19 protein-coding genes are annotated in these 25373 nt (G+C 39.0%); 13 read left to right on the forward strand and 6 right to left on the reverse strand.

The features are described from left to right. Position 1: 1 nt before the first annotated feature. Both B9T33_RS11665 and cysK read right to left on the reverse strand, forming a co-directional pair. Entirely contained in the window at positions 2-2680 is a 2679-nt protein-coding gene (locus tag B9T33_RS11665; RefSeq protein WP_086179079.1) for a heavy metal translocating P-type ATPase, read from the reverse strand. A 565-nt stretch (positions 2681-3245) separates the two neighbouring features. Then, entirely contained in the window at positions 3246-4244 is a 999-nt protein-coding gene (gene cysK / locus B9T33_RS11670; protein WP_086179080.1) for a cysteine synthase A, read from the reverse strand. Between the two features lie 282 nt (positions 4245-4526). Here cysK and B9T33_RS11675 point away from each other — a divergent pair, with 282 nt between their 5' ends. The 12 genes from B9T33_RS11675 to B9T33_RS11730 all read left to right on the forward strand — a co-directional run bounded on the left by B9T33_RS11675 (position 4527) and on the right by B9T33_RS11730 (position 17961). Further along, positions 4527-4850, forward strand: coding sequence for an ArsR/SmtB family transcription factor (locus tag B9T33_RS11675; RefSeq protein WP_086179081.1), 324 nt, complete (start codon positions 4527-4529; stop codon positions 4848-4850). 241 nt (positions 4851-5091) lie between these two features. After that, positions 5092-6828, forward strand: a complete 1737-nt coding sequence (locus B9T33_RS11680; RefSeq protein WP_086179082.1) for a SulP family inorganic anion transporter — start codon at positions 5092-5094, stop codon at positions 6826-6828. Positions 6829-7037: 209 nt separating this feature from the next. Beyond that, positions 7038-8231, forward strand: coding sequence for a serine/threonine transporter SstT (gene sstT / locus B9T33_RS11685; protein WP_086179083.1), 1194 nt, complete (start codon positions 7038-7040; stop codon positions 8229-8231). 33 nt (positions 8232-8264) lie between these two features. Next, a complete protein-coding gene (locus tag B9T33_RS11690) occupies positions 8265-8939 on the forward strand; it encodes a YoaK family protein (protein WP_086179084.1) in 675 nt (224 codons plus the stop codon). Positions 8940-8951: 12 nt separating this feature from the next. After that, the gene (locus tag B9T33_RS11695) at positions 8952-9488 is read left to right on the forward strand and encodes a DUF2058 domain-containing protein (RefSeq protein WP_086179085.1); all 537 of its coding nucleotides are present in this window, start codon (positions 8952-8954) and stop codon (positions 9486-9488) included. Positions 9489-9740: 252 nt separating this feature from the next. Next, a complete protein-coding gene (locus tag B9T33_RS11700; protein ID WP_086179181.1) occupies positions 9741-10994 on the forward strand; it encodes a mechanosensitive ion channel family protein in 1254 nt (417 codons plus the stop codon). A 180-nt stretch (positions 10995-11174) separates the two neighbouring features. Beyond that, positions 11175-12455, forward strand: coding sequence for a GGDEF domain-containing protein (locus B9T33_RS11705; RefSeq protein WP_228145820.1), 1281 nt, complete (start codon positions 11175-11177; stop codon positions 12453-12455). Positions 12456-12556: 101 nt separating this feature from the next. Next, a complete protein-coding gene (locus tag B9T33_RS11710) occupies positions 12557-14407 on the forward strand; it encodes an ABC transporter ATP-binding protein (protein ID WP_086179086.1) in 1851 nt (616 codons plus the stop codon). Between the two features lies 1 nt (position 14408). Next, the gene (locus tag B9T33_RS11715) at positions 14409-14858 is read left to right on the forward strand and encodes a MaoC family dehydratase (RefSeq protein ID WP_086179087.1); all 450 of its coding nucleotides are present in this window, start codon (positions 14409-14411) and stop codon (positions 14856-14858) included. Positions 14859-15008: 150 nt separating this feature from the next. Next, positions 15009-16037: an AraC family transcriptional regulator gene (locus tag B9T33_RS11720; protein WP_086179088.1), complete on the forward strand. Its 1029-nt coding sequence runs from the start codon at positions 15009-15011 to the stop codon at positions 16035-16037. 72 nt (positions 16038-16109) lie between these two features. Next, positions 16110-16484 (forward strand): glycine cleavage system protein GcvH, encoded by a 375-nt coding sequence (gene gcvH / locus B9T33_RS11725; protein ID WP_086179089.1) that lies wholly within the window; start codon positions 16110-16112, stop codon positions 16482-16484. 298 nt (positions 16485-16782) lie between these two features. After that, positions 16783-17961 carry an MFS transporter gene (locus B9T33_RS11730; protein ID WP_086179090.1) on the forward strand — a complete coding sequence of 393 codons (1179 nt, stop codon included), beginning with the start codon at positions 16783-16785 and terminating at the stop codon, positions 17959-17961. A 79-nt stretch (positions 17962-18040) separates the two neighbouring features. On the opposite strand, the gene B9T33_RS11735 is transcribed toward B9T33_RS11730, so the two are convergent. Next, complete coding sequence (locus B9T33_RS11735; protein WP_086179091.1) at positions 18041-19234, reverse strand: PilT/PilU family type 4a pilus ATPase; 1194 nt, start codon at positions 19232-19234, stop codon at positions 18041-18043. Positions 19235-19502: 268 nt separating this feature from the next. Further along, positions 19503-20573, reverse strand: a complete 1071-nt coding sequence (locus B9T33_RS11740) for a 3-deoxy-7-phosphoheptulonate synthase (protein ID WP_086179092.1) — start codon at positions 20571-20573, stop codon at positions 19503-19505. Between the two features lie 693 nt (positions 20574-21266). Here B9T33_RS11740 and B9T33_RS11745 point away from each other — a divergent pair. After that, positions 21267-22895: an ATP-binding cassette domain-containing protein gene (locus tag B9T33_RS11745; RefSeq protein WP_086179093.1), complete on the forward strand. Its 1629-nt coding sequence runs from the start codon at positions 21267-21269 to the stop codon at positions 22893-22895. Between the two features lie 194 nt (positions 22896-23089). Here B9T33_RS11745 and B9T33_RS11750 read toward each other — a convergent pair whose 3' ends face one another. Together B9T33_RS11750 and B9T33_RS11755 are read right to left on the reverse strand one after the other, a co-directional pair. Then, entirely contained in the window at positions 23090-24259 is a 1170-nt protein-coding gene (locus B9T33_RS11750) for a fatty acid desaturase family protein (RefSeq protein ID WP_086179094.1), read from the reverse strand. A gap of 34 nt (positions 24260-24293) precedes the next feature. After that, complete coding sequence (locus B9T33_RS11755; RefSeq protein ID WP_086179095.1) at positions 24294-25316, reverse strand: ferredoxin reductase; 1023 nt, start codon at positions 25314-25316, stop codon at positions 24294-24296. Positions 25317-25373 lie beyond the last annotated feature (57 nt).

Genomic DNA, 25373 nt, shown 5'->3' on the forward strand with positions numbered 1-25373 from the left:
ATTAAGACTCCTCAAATTCAGGACCTTTAAAGCCTTTGAGGCGAAGTGCATTTGAAACCACAAAGACAGATGATAATGCCATCGCACCTGCGGCGAACATTGGTGAAAGCAATATGCCAAAAAATGGATATAAAACACCTGCTGCCACAGGGATTAATGCGGCATTATAAACAAAGGCCCAAAATAAATTTTGGCGAATATTATTCATTGTTGCAGTGCTTAAGGAAATTGCTGTCGGCACCATTTGTAAATTTCCTGACATTAACACGACATCGGCAGCTTCAATTGCCACATCCGTACCTGTACCAATTGCCATACCTACATCTGCTTGGGCAAGTGCTGGTGCATCATTAATACCATCACCGACAAAACACACAATGCCATGCGCATTTTGTAGCTCTTGTACTGACTGGACTTTTTGTTCAGGCATTACTTCTGCAATGACATGGTCTATCTTTAACTGCTTTGCAATTGCTGTTGCTGTATGACGGTTATCGCCCGTGATCATGGCAACTTTCAGTCCTAAATCATGTAACGCTTGAATCGCAGAATATGTCGTATCTTTGATTGGATCAGCTACAGCTACAATTGCTGCCAATTGCTGATCGATTGAAATATAAAGTGGCGTTTTACCTTCATTACCCATCTGTTCAGCAAGTTCTGAAAATATCGATGTCTCTAAACCTAATTTATGCATCAGATGATCTGCGCCAATATAAATTTGCTGACCATTAACTAGTGCTTGAATCCCCGCACCTGTAACCGAATCAAAATGTTCAACATCGAGCAAATCAAGATTTAAATCTTTTGCGGCCTCTACAATTGCATAAGCAATAGGATGCTCTGACTTACTTTCTACGGATGCTAAAATTTGAAAAACGCGATCTTTATCAAATCCATCGACAACTTCAAAATTTGTCAGTTTTGGCTTGCCTTCAGTCAATGTGCCTGTTTTATCGACCGCCACAACGTGAGTGTTTTTTAACTGTTGAAGGGCTTCACCTTTACGAAATAACACACCCAATTCTGCACCACGACCTGTACCGACCATAATTGAAGTTGGTGTTGCCAAACCCATGGCACAAGGACAGGCAATAATCAGTACAGCTACAGCATTAACCAAAGCATAGGTTAAACTTGGCTCAGGTCCCACAAAATACCAAACCAAGAATGTTATGACAGCCAGTGACATCACTACAGGTACAAACCATAGGGTCACTTTATCCACTAAAGCTTGAATCGGAAGCTTAGAGCCTTGAGCTTGTTCGACCATGTGAATAATTTGAGCTAAAACAGAATCTTGCCCTACAGCAGTAGCTTTAATCTTTAAATGACCATTTTGATTAATGGTACCGCCAACAACTTGGTCCCCGATTTGTTTCGCCACAGGAATTGGCTCACCACTGATCATGGCTTCATCAATATAACTATTTCCCGAAATCACTTCACCATCTACAGGGCAACGTTCACCAGGCCGAATTTCGATGATCATGCCAGTTTGCACGTCGGATATTGGCAGATCAATGGTTTGACCGTTACGTTCTACACGCGCTGTTTTAGGTTGCATACCAACAAGATACTGGATGGCTTGGGAAGTTTTACCTTTGGCCTTTGCCTCCATAAAACGTCCGAGTAAAATTAAGGCAACGATCACGGCTGCTGCTTCAAAATACACATGCACTGTTCCTTGCGGAAGCAATTGGGACGCAAAAGTTGCTACACATGAAAAACCAAATGCAGCCAATGTACCCACGGCGACAAGTGAGTTCATATCTGGTGCTAAACGCAATAATGCAGGTAGACCATGTTGATAAAAACGTCTTCCTGGGAAAATCAGCACCAAGGTCGTTAACACAAATTGAATGTACCAGCTGTTTTGTGTGCCAATGCTATGAGCAATAAAATGATGAAAGGCTGGGATCATATGTGAACCCATTTCCAAGATAAAAACAGGGACTGCCAAAACCAAAGCTATGATTAAATCGCGTTTTAAAACATCCTGCTCTTGCTGCTTTTTCTTTGCATGAGAAGATTGCTGGTCTGCCTGAACCACTTGCGCGTTATAACCTGCTTTTTTAACCGCAGCGATTAAGTCTTCAGTTTTAGAAGCTGGTGCTTGAACAAAGGCTTTTTCCGTCGCCAAATTCACATTGGCACGGGTCACACCTTCAACAGCATTTAAGGCTTTTTCAACACGGGCAACACATGATGCACAGGTCATCCCTTCAATATTCAGTTCAATATCTTGAACTGCAATTGAATAGCCTGCTTTTTCTATCGCCTGAATAATTTGTTTTTTATCAATACTTGAAATGGCTTGAATACTGGCTTTTTCCGTCGCCAAATTGACTTGAGCTGAAATGACTTCAGGTATTTTTTGAATGGCTTTTTCAACGCGTGCCACGCAAGAAGCACAGGTCATGCCTTCGATGTTAAATTCAAAACTTTCAGTTGCAACATCAAAACCTGCTTTTTCTACAGATTGAATCAATTGTGCGTAATCAATCGGTGTATGACTTCTAACATGCGCAGATTCTGTCGCCAAATTTACAGAGGCTTCATCTATGCCTTCTACTTTTTTCAATGCTTTTTCGACACGTGCAACACATGATGCACAAGTCATTCCCTCAATTGCGAGTGTTCCTTCATACAATGGGGATGATGGTGTTTGTAAACTCATGAGGATATCTCAATTCAAAGATTCTATGACATGCTATAGCTTAAACATTGACACAATTGGAAGGTCAAGCTTTTTATACAAAACCACCTTAATCAATTGATTGACTAATGAAAGTTCAATATCAGTAATTTTGAATAATCATCAAGCGGTCAGTTGGTTTTTTTGATAATAAACCTATACATCAACTCAGAATTGAGTAAGATATATTTTTGACGATGCCTAATCCAAATACGATCTTTATCGAATGTACAAACTGTCAAATTTAAGTTTCAACTGTGCTTATTTCATAGCATTTTTATTTTTACTGTTAAGCTGGAGTCTCGACCATATTGACGTCTGGCTCTTGCAGGTGGTCATCCCTGCAGTCACGGTCTGTGTTATATCAGGTTTTTTTTTAAATACATTTCTAGAAAAATGGGAACAATTCCAACGAGATCAAAAAAGAAAAATAATGATGACTCTAATATCGACCAAGATGCAGCATAAATGCTCTTAAAATTCTGATTTATGATTCGCAAATTAAAAAGCCCATTCTGCTGAAAGGGCTTTTCTTTTAAAGAACCAATTAGTCTGCGCTAATATCTTCAAAGAGCACTGAAGAAAGATAACGTTCACCGCCATCTGGCAAGATCACCACAATATTTTTACCGGCATTTTCAGGACGTGCCGCAAGTTTTGCAGCAGCAGCCATTGCAGCACCACTTGAAATACCCACTAAAATTCCTTCATGAGTCGCAGTTTTACGCGCCCATTCAATGGCTTCGCTACTTTCAATCCCCATCACTTCGTCAACAAGATCTAGATCTAAGTTACCTGGAATAAAGTTTGCACCAATACCTTGAATTTTGTGAGGACCAGGCGTTAAAGACTCACCTTTTTTCGCTTGTGCAATAATTGGTGATTCTGCTGGCTCAACAGCAACTGAGTAAATTGGCTGATTTTTCACTTTTTCAAAATAGCTTGAAATCCCTGAAATCGTACCACCAGTACCTACACCTGAAACTAAAATATCTACTTTACCAGCAGTCGCTTCCCAAATTTCTGGACCTGTAGTGAGTTCATGGATTTTAGGATTGGCTGGGTTTTCAAATTGTTGAGGTAAATAATACGTATCTGGATGCTCATCCACCAAACGCTGTGCTTCTTCTACTGCACCTTTCATACCTTTTGCAGGTTCGGTTAGCACTAGGTTTGCACCAAAAGATTTGAGTACTTTACGACGTTCTATACTCATACTTGATGGCATCGTTAAAGTAATGTCATAACCTTTTGCCGCAGCAACAAACGCCAGTGCAATCCCGGTATTACCACTTGTTGGCTCAACAATGTGCATGCCCGGTTTCAACAAACCTTTTTCTTCTGCATCTGCAATGAGCGCTGCACCCACACGACATTTAACAGAAAATGCAGGGTTACGACTTTCAACTTTAGCTAATACAGTTGCATCAGATTGAATGGCACGATTAATGCGAACAAGAGGTGTATTGCCAATCGCTTCCGCATTATTACTATAAACCGCAATACCTAAATTGCCAGGTACTGGAAAAGCTGAATCTGTAGTCATGAATATTTCCCTGATGTATTTGTAATGAATTGATCTTTAGATCATACAACCAAAATAAAACTCTGCATGTATTTTTAAGCTAATGTCTTATATCACTACGTATTTTTGTGATAGATTGCACTAAAATCTAGCAATAAAATTAACTGATGAACTAATTTTGTACATATTATTATTTTTGATATAAGAATTCACTAAAAACCATAGAAATTGTCTTATTTATTCAATGTATTAAACCCTGATATCCGTATACTTGGATTGTTGTTAATCCTATGGACATTTCCAATGAATACCGATCTGGAAATCACCACTATGCGTGATTCTGCCGAATTAGTCGTGGGCGTTTTGAAGTCGCTGGCAAATACGGATCGTCTACTAATCTTATGTCATCTGGCACAGCAAGAATTAAATGTGTCACAGATTGAACAAATCACTGAAATTAAACAGCCCACCTTATCACAACAGTTGATGATGTTGCGTAAGAGCGATGTCGTCATGACGCGTCGTGACGGTAAACAAATTTATTATTCCATTAAAGATGCCAATTTAGTCCAAGTGCTGAATACATTGTATAACTTGTATTGCCAACAGCCTTTTAAGCATCATTAAATCAACATTTCATTCTATTTTAGTGCTGTTCAATACAATTGTAGAGCTACAATGAGCAGCATTTTATTTGATATCAAAAAATAAATATTCAAATTAATCAATTATATATTTAAATTAAAATCTATACTAAATGAGCGAAACTAAAAATAACGCCCAGATCTTCAAATTGAATCTTTGCTTTTCAACACTTCTTATCACTTTTTGTGCATAATATATATGAATTTGTGATTTAGAAATTTATATGTCAGATTTAAAAAGATCTCTGCTGCAGCATATTCCTGCTTGGCAATGGTTACAGACTTATACCCCCGTCAAATTTAAATCTGATGTATTGGCATCATTAATTGTCATTGCAATGTTGGTGCCTCAAGGCATGGCTTATTCAATGCTTGCTGGTTTACCTCCAATCATGGGCTTATATGCCAGCATTTTACCGATGATTGTATATGCACTGGTCGGCGGTAGTTCAACGCTGTCCATTGGCCCAGTCGCCATTATCTCAATGATGACTTTTGCCACTTTAAATCCCCTCTATGAAGTCGGCTCACCCGTTTATATCGAAGCAGCAACCTTATTGGCGTTGCTGGTAGGGATCATATCCTTACTTCTGGGTATGTTACGTTTTGGCTTTTTGATCCAACTGATTAGCCATCCTGTCATTAAAAGTTTCATTATCGCTTCTGCTCTTCTTATTGCTTTAGGTCAATTCAAATTTTTAGTTGATGTCCCTTTAGCTGGCAACAATATTCCAGAATTTGTTATTTCACTCTGGCAATACTTGAGCTTAACGAATTTTGCGTCTTTGACTTTCGGTATCATCGCCATTCTATTTCTGATTTACATGCCCAAAGTTTTAGCATCTCAATCCGTACAATCTCGCATTGGAGCGACAGCATTTTTTAGTAAAGCCATTCCATTGATTTTAGTGTTTTTATCTATTGTTTGTGTGATGTATTGGAATTTACAAGATGTCGGCATTAAAACCGTTGGCGAAATTCCCTCAGGTTTTCCACCACTCAGTTTTCCGCATTGGAACTGGAAAATGGTTCAAACCCTACTTCCTGGTGCAACCATGATTGCGATGATCAGTTTTGTGGAGTCATTATCGATTGCCCAAGCGACGGCATTACAACAGCGAAGTCAGTTAAATAGTAATCAGGAACTTATTGCTTTAGGTCTAGCAAATTTAAGTGCGGGGATTAGTTCCTCTTTCCCTGTCACTGGCAGCTTGTCGCGCACTGTAGTAAACGCTGACGCTGGGGCGAAAACACCAATGGCAGGCGTATTGTCTTCACTATTAATTGTCGTTGTAAGCCTGTACTTTACAGGTTTCTTCCGAGACTTACCGCTCGTCATTTTAGCGGCAACGATTATCGTCTCAATTTGGAAATTGGTAGACTTCAAACCATTTTTAGATACGTGGCGTTATTCTAGAGCAGACGGTATTGCCATGTGGGTCACCTTCTTTGGTGTGGTCTGTATTGATATCTCAACAGGTCTAATCATCGGTATTATCTCAACCTTCATTTTGATGTTATGGCGTATCAGTCGTCCGCACATGGCAGTGATTGGTTTGGTTGAAGGCACTCAACATTTTCGAAATGTTCAGCGTCATCATGTGTATACTGCGCCGCATATTTTATCGATGCGTATTGATGAAAATTTGAGTTTTTTAAATGCCAACGCACTTAAAGGTTTTTTAATCAATGAAGTCAGTAAAAATGCAGAACTTGAACATGTGATTATCAATTGTTCCAGTGTTAGTTCCATCGATTTAAGTGCATTGGAAATGCTGGAAGATCTCAATGCTGAACTCTCTAAATTGAAAATTCGACTGCATTTTTCAGAAGTCAAAGGTCCTGTCATGGACAAATTACAGCATTCAAAACTGTTGACGCATTTAAGTGGTCAAATTTTTATGACGCATTATTTGGCCATTCGGGAATTAGCGACGCCTACGTCTGAATATCAGATATAACGCATGACTAAATGTGTTCACGCTTTATACAAAGTCATTCAGGCTTTATTTCTGAATTTCGTAGATTACGAAACGATACAAATAAATAATATATGAAAATCATATATTTATTTTTAAATAAAATTATTTTTTAAGCATTCCACATTTTCGTATAAAATATGTGGCTAATTTTCATCAATTTGTCATAGTAATTCTGACAAGGCTCTCCTATGTTTTCAGCATTTACACGCTTGAGTTTAGTAACCCGAATTATTATCGCCATCATTTTGGGCGTATTGGTTGCTGTTGTTGCTCCGGGCGTTGCACCATATTTAAGTTTGCTTGGTGATCTATTCATTAAGGCATTGAAATCCGTAGCACCTATACTGGTATTTGTACTTGTATTGTCATCCATTGCAAATTTCAGAGTTGGTAGCAGCAATGCATACATTAAGCCAATTATGTTCATGTATGCATTGGGTATGTTCCTTGCGGCACTCAGTGCGGTGATTGTCAGTATTTTTTTCCCAAGTACATTGATTCTTGATGTTGCTGCAGAAAATCTTGTTCCACCAGGCAGTCTTGCTGAAATCTTGAAAAACTTATTATTAAGTTTTGTCGCAAACCCTGTTACAGCAATTTCTGAAGCAAATTTCATTGGTATTTTGGCTTGGGCTGTAGCCTTAGGTATTGCATTTCGTCATGCAACGGATACCACCAAATTATTCTTATCTGATGCTGCTGATGCGGTGAATAAAGTCATCCGTTTAGTGATTAACTTTGCACCTATTGGTATCTTCGGTTTGGTTGCTGTTACATTTGCCGACTCAGGTTTAAAAACACTGATCAGTTATGGACACTTACTTGCTGTCTTAATCGGTACGATGTTCTTTGTTGCATTGGTCATCAACCCACTGATGGTGGCATTTATGACACGTTCTAATCCATATCCATTAGTATTCCAATGTCTACGTGAAAGTGGGATCACCGCATTCTTTACCCGTAGCTCTGCTGCAAACATCCCCGTGAACCTTGACCTTGCAAAACGTTTAGGTGTTCCAGAATCGACTGCCAGTGTGGCAATTCCTCTAGGTGCAGCGATTAACATGGCGGGTGCGTCAGTAACGATTACCGTTTTGACATTAGCGACAGTAAATACTTTAGGTATTTCAGTTGATTTCACAACAATGTTGATTTTATCTGTAGTTGCAACGGTTTCTGCATGTGGTGCTTCAGGTGTTGCTGGTGGATCATTATTGCTCATTCCGGTGGCTTGTGGCCTGTTTGGTATTTCAAGCGATATCGCTATGCAAGTGGTTGCCATTGGTATGGTCATCAGCGTACTTCAAGATTCAACTGAAACCGCATTAAACTCTTCGACTGACGTATTATTTACTGCTGCAGTCGATCGTGGTTTAAAGTAATATCTTGATAATAGATATTTTTTAACATATGCCATGCCATTTCAGACTTTGCCATTGTGGATCCAACTTGGAGCATTCTTTCTTGCCGTAAATGCAGGCATGATTAATGTACTTGGACTGGTGACTGTATTGCACCAATCCGTTTCACACATGACAGGTAATGTCAGCATGCTGGCAATGGCTATGATTGAATGGCAACCCGAAACCATTCTCTATTTGGTTTTGATCGTGCTGTGTTATGTGATTGGTTCATTTTATAGTGGGCTGATTCTTGGAAATAGTCACTTTAGCTTAAATCGGCGTTACGGAACGCCTTTAAGCTTGGTGGCTTTTTTTATTGTGCTATGTTGGTTTCTTTTACCCTATTTCCCTCGCTATGCCTTACTTTGGGCTTGTGTCGCAATGGGTGTGCAAAATGCAATGGTGAGCCACTACAAAGGCACCATCATTCGAACCACACATTTATCTGGTGTATTAACCGATCTCGGTTTAGCGCTGGGTTATAAAGCACGTGGATTGGGGCTCGAACCAAAGCGCATTATTTTACATGTGCTCATCCTGACTGGATTTATTCTTGGTGGTTTACTTGCCAGTGGGCTTTATCCTTATTTAAAATTAAACGCATTCCTGATCCCTGCTGCCTTAAGTCTTATCATGAGTGCAGTGTATTGGATCATTTACTTGAATTATCGACATATACACGAATAGTTGGAACGTACTATGGTTAAAAATGCATTACAGGCTCAACTGCTCAAAGCAGGTCTGGTCGATAATAAAAAGGCAAAAAAATTGTCTAAACAAGCTGTACATGAAAAACGTACAGGTGAAAGCAATGAAGCTGAAATCAAAGCGAAAATTGAGCAAGATCAGCAACAAAAAATGGCAAAAGATCAAGCTTTAGAGCAAGGTCGAAAAGCTGTTTTACATGAAAAAGAATTAAAAGCTGCAATCATGCAAATGATCGGGCAGCATAAAATTCGTGATACAGATGGTGAGTCGACCTATCAATTTATTGATGATAGTAAAATCAAAAAAGTCTATATCAACCAACAAATCTACAATGCCCTCGTTTCTGGTAGCCTTGTGATCGCACGTGAAAATGCAAGTTATGCATTTTTACCAAAAGCCTTGGCCGATCGAATCAATACCAAGATGGAAGGGTTTATTATCGTCAATAACGCTGAAGTGAATGAGCAAACCACGGACGAAGAAGATCCGTATGCGGCTTATGTCATTCCTGATGATTTGATGTGGTAAGACTTCACACATCGTTTGAAAGCTCCCAATTTGGGGGCTTTTTTTATGTTTTACACACCAATTTTGAAGGGTTTAATTATTCCATAACTAAGCGTTTAACTAATCGATTCAATGCTTAGCTAAGTAACATCATGATCAAAACATGTCGTGGCTCAGTAAATATATTGGCGAAAAATTTGCTTAAATAATCATCATAATTACAATAGATTAACCAATAAACCTAGCGTATTGATAAAGAAGATAAGGATGATTTTGGAAAAATTTCAGTTTATACAAAATATTCAAGATTGGTCAGATCAATATCCGTGGCTTGAGATGCTGACTTCACTCAGTCTCCTCATCCTTTTTGCCATTCTTGCTAACTTTATTGCCAAACAGATCGTGGTGCGTGGTATCCGCAAGCTAGTATCGAAAATGGCATTTAGTCATAGCCAAATTTTGGCTGAACATAGTGTCATTAAACGCTTTGCCAATATCGTTCCCGCCATCGTGATTTTAAATGGCATCACGACTGTGCCACACCTTTCGGCTAAATTTGTAACTCTGGTACAAATGGCGTGTCAAGCTTTCATCTTTTTAACGATCGCACTCGCAATTTCTGAATTATTAAATATTTTTAATCTCATCTATCAACGCAATCCGAAATCTAGAAACAAACCCATTAAAGGCTATTTACAGTTAGTCAAATTGATCATCTTTTTAGTCTGTGGACTGATGATTTTGGGTACATTCTTAAAAAAAGATGTGTTTACCTTACTCGCAGGCTTTGGTGCTATGGCTGCAGTATTGATGTTGGTGTTTCAAAATACTATTTTATCGTTGGTGGCATCAGTACAGATTTCATCATATGACATGGTGCGTATAGGCGACTGGATAGAGATGCCCTCTCTAAATGCGGATGGCGATGTCATTGATATGTCATTACATACCATTACCGTTCAAAACTTTGATAAGACTTTTACCACAATACCGACCAATAAATTGGTAACAGATACTTTTAAAAATTGGCGTGGCATGGCACAAGCTGGGGTTAGACGCATTAAACGGTCACTATATATCGATCAAAGTTCGGTCCACTTCATGACCCAAGATGAACAGAACAAACTTAAAGAATTTCTTTTATTAGATCAGTATCTTGATACTAAGCACGAAGAACTCGCCCACTTTAACCAACAACTGAGCAACCAATCTCAATACAATCAACGTCGTTTGACCAACTTAGGTACATTTCGCGCTTATGTTGAATTTTATTTAAAACAGCACACCGGTATTGCCCAGCATCAAACGATTTTAGTCCGTCAATTGCAACCGACCAGTGAAGGTCTTCCCCTTGAAATTTATGCCTTTAGCAATACCATTGCTTGGAAAGATTATGAGGCCATTCAATCGGATATTTTTGATCACTTAATTGCGATCATTCCTGAGTTTGGTTTAAAAGTCTATCAAGCACCTTCTGGTGAAGATTTTAAGACGATTACAGCTACTCAGACTTTTGATTCAGATTAATTCTATATGCTTATTTTTTGTACTTCTTGTCTATAGCGTTAAAGTCAGTTTTTAGACTCACAAAAAAATATACTGGTTAAATTGATGAAATATATCGTACATACTGTATACAAAAATTAATTAAATTATATACTATTTGGTAAATAGATCATAAAACACATCTAAAATAAGGACTTGATCATGGAAGGCATTTTTACACCTTCTCAGAAGTCAGTTAAAACTCAGACAGAAAAAATGTTTGATTCGATGAATCAATCACCTGTTAAGCATACGCTCATCAAAGCTGAGGCTTGTGATATAGATAACCGTGAGCGGATTGAAGCAGCTTTGCTCGACCCAATTGCCTGTATTCCTGCACGTTTTAAAGATGCCTATCATAAGTTTTTGTATTTCAATCAAAAACAGTATTTACGACAAGTTAACTTTGTAGCACAACTGGCATTCCTCATTTATTTTTGGGCAGATCGCTATGTCTTGCCCGATGTCGAAGTTTTATCTGGGATGATCAGAATCATTGCCATTGTAGGTGCATTTGGTCTTAATTATTTTTTATTCAAATATATCAAACGCATTCAACTTTTAGATTTAATTTTGCCGCTCGCGACCTGTCTCTCCGCGGTTTTATGGTTTGAGATACTGTTACATTCAACAAGTGATAACGTTCTAACTTACCAATATGCAGCAGTTATTTTAATTGTCTTAGGCAACCTCAGTATTCAAGTTCATTTTCGTCCGTCCTTGATTAGCTCTGCAATGATTAGCTGTGCTATTTTATTTGGTGTTTGGCGCCTAAATGCATTTAACGATTTCATTATTTTCTTATTTGTATATGTGCCAATTCTGCTCTTTAGTATCTATATTTGCTGGAACAATACTTTAAATTCTCGTAAAAACTTTTTGCGCGCATTATTAGATGACTGGAATTATCACACGCTGCGCAAACTTGCCCATACAGATGAACTGACGCAAATCAGCAATCGCAGACAATTTGTCCATGCTGCGAATCAAAAAATACGAGAAACCCCTAAAACAGTCTGTACCAGTTTATTTATTTTTGATGTTGATCATTTTAAAAGTATTAATGACAAATTTGGACATGATATTGGTGATCAGGTATTGCGTAAAATTGCCGAAATTGCCAAAAATGAAATGCGTTTTAATGACCTATTGGCGAGATTCGGTGGTGAAGAATTTATTGTCCTTCTCCCCTATACTGTTCAGGCTGATGCATTGAAAATTGCTGAACGGCTTAGACATAAAATGGAACAGCACACGCTAATCATTAATAATATTGAGATTAAATTTTCTGTATCGATTGGTGTATCCAAAATCATCCCTGAATATCCAGTTCTAGATTATTTGATTAAACATGCAGACATAGCATTGTATGAAGCAAAACGCCAAGGTCGAAATCGTGTTGTACATTTCAATTGTATGAATTTTTGCGGTCAACCAACTTAGCTTATCTCAACAAAACAGCATGGTTTAAATCACCTGAATCATTTACACTCGATTTATCCAAAAAATTCGATCGATAACAGTAAAATTCTCAGGTTATTTGCATGCTTAAATGGTTTGAAAGATTAGTTGACGCTTATCCTGAAAAGGATCTCGATAAACCACTCCCAACCCAATTTTTTCCTTTTGTTTGGCAAGCGGCTACAGGCGTAAAACAGTATTTAGTGATCTTAGTTTTATGCACTGCAGGTGTGGCAAGCTTTGAGGCTTTGTTGTATGCGAAAATTGGTGAGTTAGTGAATTGGCTAAGCCAATCACAGCCAGATACTTTTTTACAGCAACATCAAACGAACCTGACTATTTTAAGCTTTATTTTATTTGCGAATATCTTTTTCTCTTGTCTGCAAACCATTATCAAGCATCAAATTTTATACAGTACATTTCCAATGCGCTTACGTTGGAGATTTCATAATTTACTGTTAAAGCAGAGCTTAGATTTTTTCCATAATGATTTTGCAGGTCGTCTTTCTGCCAAAGTCATGCAAACTGCCCTAGCGGTGCGTGAATTTTGGATCATTCTTGGCGACATGGTGGCTTATGTATTTATTTACCTAATCTCAATCACCATTATATTAGGCGCAATTTCACCGCTTTTGGTGATTCCATTAATATTATGGTTGGTCCTTTTTATCGCCTCTGCCAGCTATTTCATTCCTAAGTTAAGCCAAATTTCTAATGAACAAGCCAACGCCCGTGCCGTGATGACAGGCCGCGTTACAGATGCCTATACCAATATTCAAACCGTTAAGCTATTTGCACATGCAGGACGTGAAAGTCGCTATGCCAAAGCGTCTATGAAAGAATTCATGGTCACGGTCTATAAACAGATGCGTTTGGGTGCTCGATATAACATCACGACCAACCTACTCATTATCGTACTGTATGGTGGTGTTCTAGGAACCGCTATTTGGCTATGGATGGATGGTCAAGCGGAACTCGGCGTGATTGCTGCCGCAACAGCAATGATCTTAAAACTCAGCAGTATTTCTGAGTTTATGATGTGGCAAACTTCCGCTTTATTTGAAAATGTCGGTACGATTCAAGATGGTATGAAAACCATGGGACGACCGATTCAAATCCAAGATAAAGAAAACGCACAGGACTTAAAAGTTCAACATGGTGAAATCAAATTCGAAGATGTGAGTTTTGCTTATAACGATAAAAATGTGATTGATCATTTTAATTTGACCATTCGTCCGGGTGAGAAAATCGGGATTGTCGGGCGTTCAGGTGCAGGTAAATCAACATTAATTCAACTACTTCTACATTTTTATGACATCAACCAAGGTCGTATTTCGATTGATGGGCAAAATATAGAAGATGTTACTCAAGATAGCTTAAGGAAAAACATTGCCTTAGTTACTCAAGATACCTCTCTGTTGCACCGCACAGTTGAAGAAAACATTAAATATGGTCGCCCAGATGCGACCGATGAAGAAATGTATAGTGCTGTTCGAAAAGCTAAAGCGGATGAATTTATTCCTCAACTCATTGATTTACGTGGACAACGTGGTTATGACGCCTTTGTTGGTGAACGTGGAGTTAAGCTGTCAGGTGGTCAACGTCAACGTATTGCCATTGCACGAGTATTTTTAAAAGACGCGCCGATTTTGATTTTAGATGAGGCAACCAGTGCGCTAGATTCAGAGGTTGAAGCTGCGATTCAGTCAAGTTTAGATGACTTGATGCAAGGTAAGACGGTCATTGCCATTGCACATCGCCTCTCGACGATTGCTCAAATGGACCGTTTAATTGTGTTAGATCAAGGGCGCATTGCAGAACAAGGTACGCATGATGAGCTTGTCGCACTCAATGGAATATATGCTCATCTGTGGCAGCGCCAAACGGGTGGCTTTTTAATTGAGCAACAAAAGAAACAATCAAAGGAAGATTAGTATGCTGTATTTGGAAGACCTTAAAGTCGGTGATCGTTTTGTTAGTCGTGAATATGAAATGACGACAGAAGAAATTAAACAATTCGCACATGCTTACGATCCTCAGGAATTTCATACAGATGAAAATAAAGCCGAAGAACATCCAGTATTTAAGGGTTTAGCTGCAAGCGGTTGGCATACTGCGGCAGTAACGATGCGTTTATGGACGGAATGCTTCCCTGTCGCTTATGGTCTAATCGGCTCTGAGTCAAGTCTGCGCTGGCCACGTCCAACACGGCCTGGTGATAAACTACATGCAGAGGTTGAAATTTCAGCTATTACGCCATCTAAAAGTAAAAATGACCGTGCTATTGTCAGTTATGTAACGCATGCATTGAACCAACATGGTGATGTATTGTTTATGTCCACCACTAAAATTATTGTGTTTAGTAAAGACTATAAAGCTGAATAATTGCACTTTGACCTACTTTACATCGTTGAAGTAGGTCGTTATAAATGAAAAGCAGATTCAGTTTGTCCAACAATTTTTGTGGGATCTAACGTATTTTCATGACAATATAGTTTTGAACAAAAGAAAAAATTCGCATTGCAACGGAAGGCTATGAAAACAATTAATCCCCGTCAGGATCAGGGTATTCCGGGAGTCTATGGACTACTCCTTTTAGATGTTGTCTCACGTTGGGGTTATACTGCTGAAACTTTATTTAGCCCATTTGGACTGAATAGCGAACAACTCGCAGAGCCCGAATTTAGAATTCCAACGCCTATCGCTAATCAATTGGTTGAACATGCTTTACGTTTGACCGGCGAACCCACGCTTGGTTTCCACCTCGGTAACCAGATGCGCATTTCAATTCATGGTTTTATTGGTTATGCCATTATGACCGCCAAAGACATTACTGATGCATTAGTCTTGGCCAATCGCTTCATTCAGCTTCGCATGCCATTTTTACAATTATTTTTTTCTACTTTTGGCAGTAAAGCGACCATTCAACTACAAACGGATGTCACCTTAGAACCTTTACGGACTGAAATATCTATCGCCCTAATTTTTGGCATGATTAGTATGGGAAAAGCCATAACAGGAGTGGATTATTCAGCGGGTGAAATTGATTTTGATTTTCCACAGCCAGATGGCTTCGAACGTTTCATAGCAAAATATCCACGTCATCAGTTCCGTTTTGATCAACCACATTTGCTTTTAAGTTTCGACAAACAGTATCTCGGCAATAAATTGGTCCATGCCGATCCGATTGCCAGTCAAATTGCAATTAACCAATGTGAAGCCGAACTTTCCGCTTTAGGTGAACGACATCGTATCGCAATGCGAGTCCGTGATATTTTGACCAATTCGGAACAGCATTATTTAAGCATTGAAAGTGTAGCTGAACGCCTACATATGTCAGATCGCACCCTGAAGCGTCAACTTGCAGCTGAAGGTACTTCATTTTCAACCTTGGTTGATGAAGTTCGATATCGACACGCAACTTCATTATTGTCTAGAACTGACTTTACCTTAGAACAAATTGCCGATGAACTAGGTTATAGCGACGTTGCAAATTTTAGTCGAGCATTTAAACGTTGGAGTGGTCGCAGCCCAAGCAATTGGCGTAAAGATCCATACTTATAAGTCTTTTGTTTTAACCAAAAAGCATGTATAACTCATGCCAAAAATGAATTTAATTGATTTAAGGAGTTATCAATGAATCATCCTTCAGATTTGAAGTATGCAACTACACATGAGTGGGTACGCATTGAAGGTGACCTCGTTGTTACAGGTATTTCTGATCACGCACAAGATGCTTTAGGCGACTTGGTTTATGTAGAAGCGCCTGAAGTCGGTCAACACATCACTGCTGGCGAACAAGCAGGTGTTGTAGAATCAGTAAAAACAGCTTCTGATATTCACGCGCCAGTTTCAGGTACTGTAGTCGAAGTGAATCCAGACTTAGAAGATGATCCAGATTTTGTCAACGATGCACCTTATAGCAAAGGTTGGATTTATAAAATCAAGCCAGATAACATTGCCGATGTAGACGCACTGTTAAGCAGTGAACAATACGAAGCTGGCCTATAATTCAAAATTAATTATACACATTGAGAAAAAACAGCGTTCGCGCTGTTTTTTTTGCGCCGTAGTTTTACGATTGAGCAACACCCTTTAGTTTTATTGATAATTTATGCTGTTTTATTGGTAAAAATATAAATTTATTAAAAAGATATTCTCATATTGTTTTATTTTTTACATTTTATGACTAAAATAAACACACTTTTATGCCCTCGTTGAATTGTTACTCTCGATACACTCCCAATATCGTAACAATGAAAAACCATGTAAATAAAACGTTGGCAATCCCTGCTCGATCTGGTGTGACATGTCCAATCCCAATTCTGAAACCCTATGGAATAAATCCTTTATTCTGTGTTTGGCCAATAACTTATTTTTATTTATATTTTATTTTGCTCACACCACGATTTTACCGATATATATCGTAAATGATTTGGGAGGCAGCCTTTCTCAAGCAGGCCTTGCTATGACTTTATTCATGGCCTCAGCGATTGCAGTACGTCCATTTAGTGCTTTAATCATTGAAAAAATTGGCACAAAAAAAGCCCTGTATATTTCTGAAAGCATGTTCTGTCTGCTTTGCCTGACCTATATTTTTGCAGACAATCTCACCCTACTTATGATTATCCGTTTTTTACATGGTATCTGGTTTAGTATTTTAACCACGGTGAATGTGCCAATTGTGAATGCCTTTATTCCTGAAAAGCGTAAGGGCGAAGGCATGGGTTATTTTCTGGTATCGGTAAATTTAGGGATTGTTCTTGGGCCTTTAATTGGACTGACCCTCATTCAACATACCAGTTTTACCCATATTTCGACTCTTTTACTGGGCTGTGTCGTACTCGGATTTATATTTTGTTTTTTAATTCCGCTTCAAAACAATGCGAAAGAATCTTCAGAACAGTCGCAAAAAAAACTTTCTATTCAAGACTTTATCGAGTTTAAAGCACTACCCGTTGCTGTTATGGCAATGATGATTTCATTCTGCTATGCCAGCATTATGTCTTTCATTTCGACTTTTGCTGAGTCTAAACATCTACTCAGTTATGCGGGTCTATTTTTTGCCGTATTTGCAATTTCAATGATGAGCCTGCGTCCGTTTACAGGTCGTCTTTATGACCGTAAAGGCCCAAGCTATGTGGTTTACCCTGCCCTTATTTTATTTTCTATCGGTCTTTTGGTTTTAAGTCAGATTGACAGCGTTATTGGTTTTATGTGTGCTGCCTTTTTCATTGGCATAGGTTTCGGTTCGGCTCAACCTTGCTTACAAACCATTTCTATACAACGCTCACCTAAACATCGTATCGGGCATGCGACATCGACTTATTTCACCTTCTATGATTTAGGTATTGCGATTGGTTCAATGGTCTTAGGGCTAATTATTTCTGGTTATGGTTATTCTACAGCGTATATCTGCTGTGCTGTTTTGGTCTGCATCAGTCTCATTTACTATCATTTCGTAGTAAGCCAACAAAAAACAGCTTAAGGATTAAATTTCTCCCTAACGCCCTTATAAAAATCAGGCCTACATTGGTAAGCCTGATTCAATCTAGAACTTCATGTTCCTATTGTTCAGCAACTTCCGCCACTTCAGCTTCAGGTTCCTTTTCTGCAACCATGCTCAAACTTTGTGTATTGGTTGCAACAGCACTTCCATTTGCTCTTGGACTTTTCAGTTTAATTTGTAAGCGCAATTCATTGGTAGAATCTGCATTACGTAGCGCTTCTTCATAAGAGATCGCACCATCGTTATATAAATCAAATAGCGCTTGGTCAAAAGTCTGCATGCCGAGTTCACGTGACTTAGCCATAATCGCTTTCAACTCATGAAAATCACCTTTTAGAATTAAGTCAGAGACTAACGGCGTATTCAACATAATTTCAACAGCAGCTCGTCGTCCTTTGCCATCTTCTGTACGAATCAGACGCTGTGAAATAATCGCTTTCATATTAGAGGATAAATCCATCAAGAGCTGATTGCGGCGTTCTTCTGGGAAGAAGTTAATGATTCGGTCTAGAGTTTGGTTGGCATTGTTAGAGTGCAATGTACCTAGGCATAAATGCCCCGTTTCTGCAAAGGCAATGGCATGTTCCATGGTTTCAGTATCACGGATCTCACCAATCAAAATCACATCTGGCGCCTGACGCAATGTATTCTTTAACGCATTGTGCCAAGAGTGGCAATCGACGCCCACTTCACGATGGGTAATCATGGATTTTTTATGTTTATGCACATATTCCACAGGGTCTTCGACTGTGATGATATGCCCTGCACTATGTTCATTACGATAATCAATCAAAGCCGCCAAAGAAGTCGATTTACCCGAACCAGTACCGCCTACAACTAAAACCAAACCGCGCTTTTCCATAATCACGTGTTTTAATGATTCAGGAAGTCTAAGTTTTTCAAAATTTGGAATTTCGGCAGTAATAGTACGAATCACCATGCCCACTTGTAGTTGTTGTTGAAACACATTAACTCGGAACCGCGAAACATTTGGCACGCTAATCGCAAAGTTACATTCCAACTCAGTTTCAAATTCTTTACGTTGCTTTTCATTCATCAAACTATAAGCAAACAGTTTGGTCTTATTTGCATCTAGCGCTTGTTGTCCAAAGGGTTTCATCAAACCCTGATGTTTAATACTCGGAGGAAAATCTGCTGTAATAAATAAATCTGAACCACCGTATTCGACCACTTTGGTCAACATATGAAACATAAAACGGCGTGCTTCTTCGAGCAGATCAGCAGTGTACATAACTTTCCCCAATTTCAAATTATTTTGACAGCTCTATATGGGAGCTTCATGTTTAGCCCTATATGAGGTCAGGGCTATTTTGCATAAAAAATAAAGTCGTCTCAAATCTAAAATACTGAATAATTTGATAATTAATAAAATTGATGTGAGCCAATTCACGTTTTAAATAAACTAAGCAGTATCCATTTTAAAAATTAAGAACAATAAAAAGCCCCAACCTATTTTCTTGAGGTTGAGGCTACTGGTGTAAGGTCATTCGTTATTGATTTTAAGCAATCCGTTTAATTTGTTCAGCGCGTAAATCAATTGTAATTTGCTGAATAAGCTTTTCTGTTTTTTCCCAACCCAAACAGCCATCTGTAACCGATTGACCATAGTTCATTTCGCAAGAGATTTTTTGTGCGCCATCCACTAAATGGCTTTCTAACATAACACCACGAACTTGAGTTTGTATGCGTTGCTTTACAATCGTACGTAACACTTCAGGTTGCTTCATTGGGTCTTTATGACTATTACCATGACTACAGTCAATCACTAAGGCCGGTAATTCACCTTTAACTTTGGCTTTAATTTTTTCGATTTCAGCAACGTCATAATTAGGACCCGTATTTGAGCCACGTAAAATGAGATGCGCTTTAGGATTGCCTTTAGAAGATAGAATACTTGGCAAACCACTTTGGCTCATGCCCATGAATTGATGTGGATTTGAAGCAGATTGAATCGCATCCAGTGCAATTTGGATTGAACCGTCTGTACCATTCTTGAAGCCAATGCTGTATGGCATGTGGCTTGAAATTTCACGATGGATTTGTGATTCGCTGGTACGTGCGCCAATTGCACCCCATGCCAATAAATCATCGAAATAAGCGGTTGCCATTGGGCTTAGAATTTCTGAGGCAATTGGTAAACCCATTTCAATAATTTGTAAGTAGAGTTCACGAGATTTTTCGAGGCCTAATTGCATATCACCAGACCCATCTAAATTCGGGTCATACATGAAACCTTTCCAGCCTACAGTTGTACGTGGCTTTTCAATATACGCGCGCATCACAAGCAAAATTTGGTCAGACACTTGTTCTTGTAAATGTTTAATTTTTTTAGCGTATTCAAGTGCAGACTCTGGATCATGAATCGAACATGGGCCTGTAATCACCATTAAGCGTGAATCAGTACCGTCTAAAATATTTTGAATCGTTGTTCTATGTTCTGAAATTTGCACAGCCAAATGTGCTGGCAATGACAATTGCTGTTTAAGTTCATGCGGCAAGCTTAAGGTCGTTTCTGTCGCGTGAGTTTCATTCGGTTTTGTTTGTTGTAAAGCAGTATTTAGCGCATTCATTGGTTTTCTTCCTTTGGACTGTCTACATACAGTCCGATCTTTTATCTGAGCGTTGTGGGACTTTGGGATTTCAAGGCTTTAGACATAAATTGACTAAAGTAAAACCAATAACCGTTGCTAAAATATGAATTGCGTAGTGTTAACATGAAAAATCTCCAAAATATTTATAAAAATCAAGACATAAAAAAACCTGATCAGGGTTGCCGATCAGGTATAAACTTGGTGGGCAACCATTTTCTTTGCCCGAACGCGTTCAGGCAACTATCTAAATTGCCAGAAATAATAGTAAGCGTTTGAGATTAATGGTTGCTTTAACATCTTGATATCATCAAAAAGTAAGTATCTGAAAATTAAAATACGCTGTATTGTCGGCTTTGACAACAGTTTTTTTATCTTTTCTGTTGGAATCATCCAATAAATTTTAGCTGATCCTGACGCAAAATATATTTATAGATTGATTAATTTATCACCGTTATATACACTTCCTAGCTCATACCCCTTCTAGATTATTATCGAGTATCTGCCAATGAAGTAAGTGCTGTTTCAACATCAAGATCATTTTCAATGTTTATTTTTTGATGTGTAAAATAGCGCCTACATGCTTCATGCAGTTCAATTCATTCGTTTTTTTAAATCATTCTACGAATATTTAATCGCTATTTTGCGCATGAATCTATTGTATGAGGCGCATAAATGACCCAACCCCTATTTCCGCAATCTAATTCACTTCAATCTCCTGTTACTGCCTGTAATGTGCATCAGCTGAGTTTAGAATTTTCCAGTAAATCCTTGTTTCGCGAATTGCAATTGAGTTTAGTGCCACGACAAATTTCAGCCTGTATCGGCAGAAATGGCTTAGGAAAATCGCTACTGATGCAGATTTTACATTTTCAAGAAGCATCTAAACTTCCTTTTGAGGGAAAGATTTCTTGGCAGATGCCCCATGCCTATTTGTCTCAATTACAGCGAATTGAAGCGGATACCATCGCAGATGCGCTTGGTGTTGCACATTTACATCAGGCTTTTCAGCGTATTGACGCTGGTCTTGGCAGCTTTGAAGATTTTGATTTGGTTGAGCACCATTGGCAGTTACCTGCAATCTGGCAAACCCAATTGACGCAGGCAAAGCTTCCACAGGATTTAAATTTTCCTGTTGCTTTGCTCAGTGAGGGTCAAAAAACCAAGCTGGCTTTATGTGCTTTATTCTTAAAAACCGACCATTATCTGCTTTTAGATGAGCCTAGCAACCATTTGGATGCTGAATCTCGATACTGGCTTATAGATTGCCTTAAAGCGCACCCCGCTGGTGCTTTAATTATTAGCCATGACCGTGCTTTGCTAGATCATGTACAACATATTTATGCCTTAAATGAACATGGCTTACAGCATATTACTGGTAATTATGCAGACTATGTTCAGCAGTATTCACTGCAATATGAAGCCTTAGAACGGCGTACAGATCAGCAAAAGCGTGAGTTAAAACAGATTAAAGTTAAACAACATGAAACCCAAATGAAAGCGCAAAAACGTGAACGCAGTGGAAAACAATTGCGTGCCAGCAACTCACAAGCGCCCATATTGTTGGATTTTAAAAAGGAACAAGCGGGTCAAAGTTTATCTAGTGTGCAGAAGCAGCAACAAAAGCAAATGCAGGAAAAACAAACTGAACTGCGTGGCAGCCAAATGCAATTAGAACATTTGAAGCAGCAGCAGTTTTACTTTCAGCATCAAGCAGTTAAAACAGGAGAAATTTTACGCATCAATAATCTGCAACTGCCCCATGGCACAGCTCAGCCAATCAGTTTTGCTATAAATGCTGGAGAGAAAATTCATCTGCAAGGTCATAACGGTACTGGGAAATCGACCCTATTAAAGCTATTGCAAGAAACGGGCTCAACAAAATCGTTGAATGAACAGATTTTTTTAGGCGTGAAAACCTTGTATTTAGATCAAACCTTCAGCGATTTAAATCCTCAGTTAACCGTCTTAGAAAATTTAGCAACCTTCAATACCGCAATTTCAGCTGAAGAATGGCGAAATCAGTTAGGTCAGCTGCGGATACGTGGCGATAAGTCAGAACAGACACTGAGTCAATTTAGCGGCGGAGAAAAACTTAAAGTAGCCCTGCTCGGTTTAAATTGTTGGCCTGAAAATATTGAGCTGCTGTTGTTAGATGAACCTGAAAATCACTTGGATATTGAATCACGTGAACTTTTGGCACAAGCCATTCGGCAATATACTGGTGCTGTGCTTTTGGTCTCGCATGATGCCGCCTTTGTACAACAATGTGGAATTGAACAGTCTTTTCGTATTGAAAATTAATGCCTAACAACTAAGGAGCTTTGGAAATTGAATCTAGATTTTTTAGCAAAAGATTCGTCCATCCAAGTGAGTTTTGGCTTCATTTTTTAGCATGTGAGATAAATAAAACCCAGCACATAGGCTGGGTTTTATCGTCAAGTTGTTAATTTTCAATCATCTTTTTTTAGCAGATGCTACAGATTCAGAAATAGCATTTAGAAGTTAAATTTACTTGCCAACATCGATTGCACACGCTGTTTGGCTTTCGCTGCATAGTGCTTAGTCTCAGCTTTCCAGTCATTGGGCAATGAACACTTGGCAATTTTAACCCAAACACTGCCAAACTGTTTCATAAAGCTGGCTTCGTTATAATGAATACCGTATTCAGCACATAAAGCGCGAATCTTAGGAGCCGCTTCTGCATAGCGGTTGGCAGGCATATCTGGGAACAAATGATGTTCAATTTGATGGCTTAAATTACCACTCAAAATGTGTAGCCATTGCGTGCCACTGAAGTTACTTGAGCCACGAATCTGACGTAGATACCATTCTGCACGGGTTTCGTTGTCAGTATTGTCCATCTCAAAGTTTTCAGCATCTTCAGTAAAGTGACCGTTAAAAATCACAGCAGATGCCCATAGGCTTCGGATGACATTGGCAACAGCATTACCCGTAAATACCGGAATTGCATTTGGCCCCGCAATGAGCGGAAAAAATACATAATCTTTAAGCACTTGGCGCTTCATTTTTTTACGAACTGGTTCAGCGTCTTTCCACACCTCTGTCCAAGTTTTGGTTTTGTAGGCAATAACATCTTCAATATGTAAGTTTTGTACGCCGACATACCATTCAAAGAACAGCATCAACTGTGCCGCCAATGGCAGATTAAACAAGAAACGCGGTTCCCATTTTTGGGCTTCACTGACACGAATCAAACCATAGCCCACATCATGATCCATACCGACAATATTGGTATAGGTATGGTGAATATAGTTATGGGTATATTTCCAGTCTGGGCCCGTTGCCATAGTGTCCCAATCATAATTGGCGCCATTCAGGCTTGGATCATTCAGCCAATCAAACTGACCGTGCATGACGTTATGACCCAATTCCATATTTTCGACAATTTTAGATACACCCAACAGACCCGTACCTAAAAGCCAAACTGGCGGCAACCAACCAGCAAACATCAACATGCCGCGCGATGCGATTTCGCTATAGCGAACAAAGTTGCGAATTTTATAAATATATTTCGCATCTTGCTCGCCCAAGCTGTCCATAATTTCACGGCGGATGACTTCAACTTTTGCGCCAAATTCTTCTACTTGGGCAGAGCTAAGATATTGCGACTTACTGTTCACATTAAAATTTACGGGTTTATTCATTTGTTTTTCTCCCCTTTAACGTATCTTTAAAAGTTTATAAATTAATGGTGACTGGGCTGATAGCTTGTGAAATACACAGTTTGATCTGCGAATTGTTTTGGCTGTCAATTTCACCAGTAAGAATGTTTTTAACCGAACCTGTGACTTTGGTGCATGAGCAGGTATTGCATATACCCATACGGCAGCCATGCGCTGGCCTTAAACCTGCTTGTTCAGCACTTTCGAGTAAATTACCTTTGGCTTGGAAATCTTGCTGCGCGAGTATAAATTTCACTGGCTGTTTTTCAAGCGTTTCATCAATGACCAGCTGGAAATATTCAGTATGCAACTGCTCAGTACGTTCTGCTTGCTGATATAAGTTTTGCACGCTTTGCATCATGGAAGATGCACCGCAGGCATAGCATTCACGCTCAGCAAAATCAGTTACCAATTCATTGATTAACTCTGCTGTTAAGTGCTGCTTCTGCTGCGTGGTATTGATCAAGTGCAGTTTTAAATTTGGATATTGCGTTGCCAAAGCTTTCAGTTCAGTCACATAGGCATCATCACGGCTAAAATAAATTAGATCAACTGGATGCTGATAGAGCTTCTGATGATCTTGCAGAAGCGCATAAATCGCGGTAATGCCACTGCCAGAAGCAATCAATAAGCTATCGCGAGAAGATGGCTTTAAAGTAAAGTCACCTTGCGGCTGTGATACTTCAACAATCGAACCCGCTGGCAGTGCAGTCAAAGCATTTGACACCAAACCTTGCTTTTTCACGGCAATGCTAAACATTCCTTGCGCTGAAACTTGCACGATTGAATAACTGCGCTGCTGGCGTACACCACCAATCACCACAGTCACCAATACACTTTGGCCGGGTAAATACGTCTTTAATTTAAAATTTTGGTTCGGGCGCAATTGCAACTGAATAAAGTCGGTGCTTAATGGTTTTACACTGTTGATTTCAGCTTTAATTTTTTTCCATGCCCAGGTTGAGTCGAATTTTTCTGCAATAAAATCAACAAAATCTTCACGAATCCATTCCGGCTTATATTCTGCGCGTGTATGCATAAGACCCTCGTTTTTTGAATAGTAAAAAATAATATACAAGTGTTAATTATTGTGATG

The organism is Acinetobacter sp. ANC 5054, assembly GCF_002135295.1.
In the GTDB taxonomy this organism is placed as follows: Bacteria; Pseudomonadota; Gammaproteobacteria; order Pseudomonadales; family Moraxellaceae; genus Acinetobacter.

What these genes read in the sequence shown, in the direction of transcription:
- B9T33_RS11715 (WP_086179087.1), top strand. Translation starts at nt 14,409, where the DNA reads ATGCTGTATTTGGAAGACCTTAAAGTCGGTGATCGTTTTGTTAGTCGT.
- B9T33_RS11740 (WP_086179092.1), bottom strand. Translation starts at nt 20,573, where the DNA reads ATGAATGCGCTAAATACTGCTTTACAACAAACAAAACCGAATGAAACT.
- B9T33_RS11730 (WP_086179090.1), top strand. Translation starts at nt 16,783, where the DNA reads ATGTCCAATCCCAATTCTGAAACCCTATGGAATAAATCCTTTATTCTG.
- B9T33_RS11690 (WP_086179084.1), top strand. Translation starts at nt 8,265, where the DNA reads ATGCCATTTCAGACTTTGCCATTGTGGATCCAACTTGGAGCATTCTTT.
- gcvH (WP_086179089.1), top strand. Translation starts at nt 16,110, where the DNA reads ATGAATCATCCTTCAGATTTGAAGTATGCAACTACACATGAGTGGGTA.
- B9T33_RS11675 (WP_086179081.1), top strand. Translation starts at nt 4,527, where the DNA reads ATGAATACCGATCTGGAAATCACCACTATGCGTGATTCTGCCGAATTA.
- B9T33_RS11720 (WP_086179088.1), top strand. Translation starts at nt 15,009, where the DNA reads ATGAAAACAATTAATCCCCGTCAGGATCAGGGTATTCCGGGAGTCTAT.
- B9T33_RS11755 (WP_086179095.1), bottom strand. Translation starts at nt 25,316, where the DNA reads ATGCATACACGCGCAGAATATAAGCCGGAATGGATTCGTGAAGATTTT.
- B9T33_RS11745 (WP_086179093.1), top strand. Translation starts at nt 21,267, where the DNA reads ATGACCCAACCCCTATTTCCGCAATCTAATTCACTTCAATCTCCTGTT.
- B9T33_RS11710 (WP_086179086.1), top strand. Translation starts at nt 12,557, where the DNA reads ATGCTTAAATGGTTTGAAAGATTAGTTGACGCTTATCCTGAAAAGGAT.
- B9T33_RS11665 (WP_086179079.1), bottom strand. Translation starts at nt 2,680, where the DNA reads ATGAGTTTACAAACACCATCATCCCCATTGTATGAAGGAACACTCGCA.
- B9T33_RS11695 (WP_086179085.1), top strand. Translation starts at nt 8,952, where the DNA reads ATGGTTAAAAATGCATTACAGGCTCAACTGCTCAAAGCAGGTCTGGTC.
- cysK (WP_086179080.1), bottom strand. Translation starts at nt 4,244, where the DNA reads ATGACTACAGATTCAGCTTTTCCAGTACCTGGCAATTTAGGTATTGCG.
- B9T33_RS11750 (WP_086179094.1), bottom strand. Translation starts at nt 24,259, where the DNA reads ATGAATAAACCCGTAAATTTTAATGTGAACAGTAAGTCGCAATATCTT.
- B9T33_RS11680 (WP_086179082.1), top strand. Translation starts at nt 5,092, where the DNA reads ATGTCAGATTTAAAAAGATCTCTGCTGCAGCATATTCCTGCTTGGCAA.
- sstT (WP_086179083.1), top strand. Translation starts at nt 7,038, where the DNA reads ATGTTTTCAGCATTTACACGCTTGAGTTTAGTAACCCGAATTATTATC.
- B9T33_RS11705 (WP_228145820.1), top strand. Translation starts at nt 11,175, where the DNA reads ATGGAAGGCATTTTTACACCTTCTCAGAAGTCAGTTAAAACTCAGACA.
- B9T33_RS11735 (WP_086179091.1), bottom strand. Translation starts at nt 19,234, where the DNA reads ATGTACACTGCTGATCTGCTCGAAGAAGCACGCCGTTTTATGTTTCAT.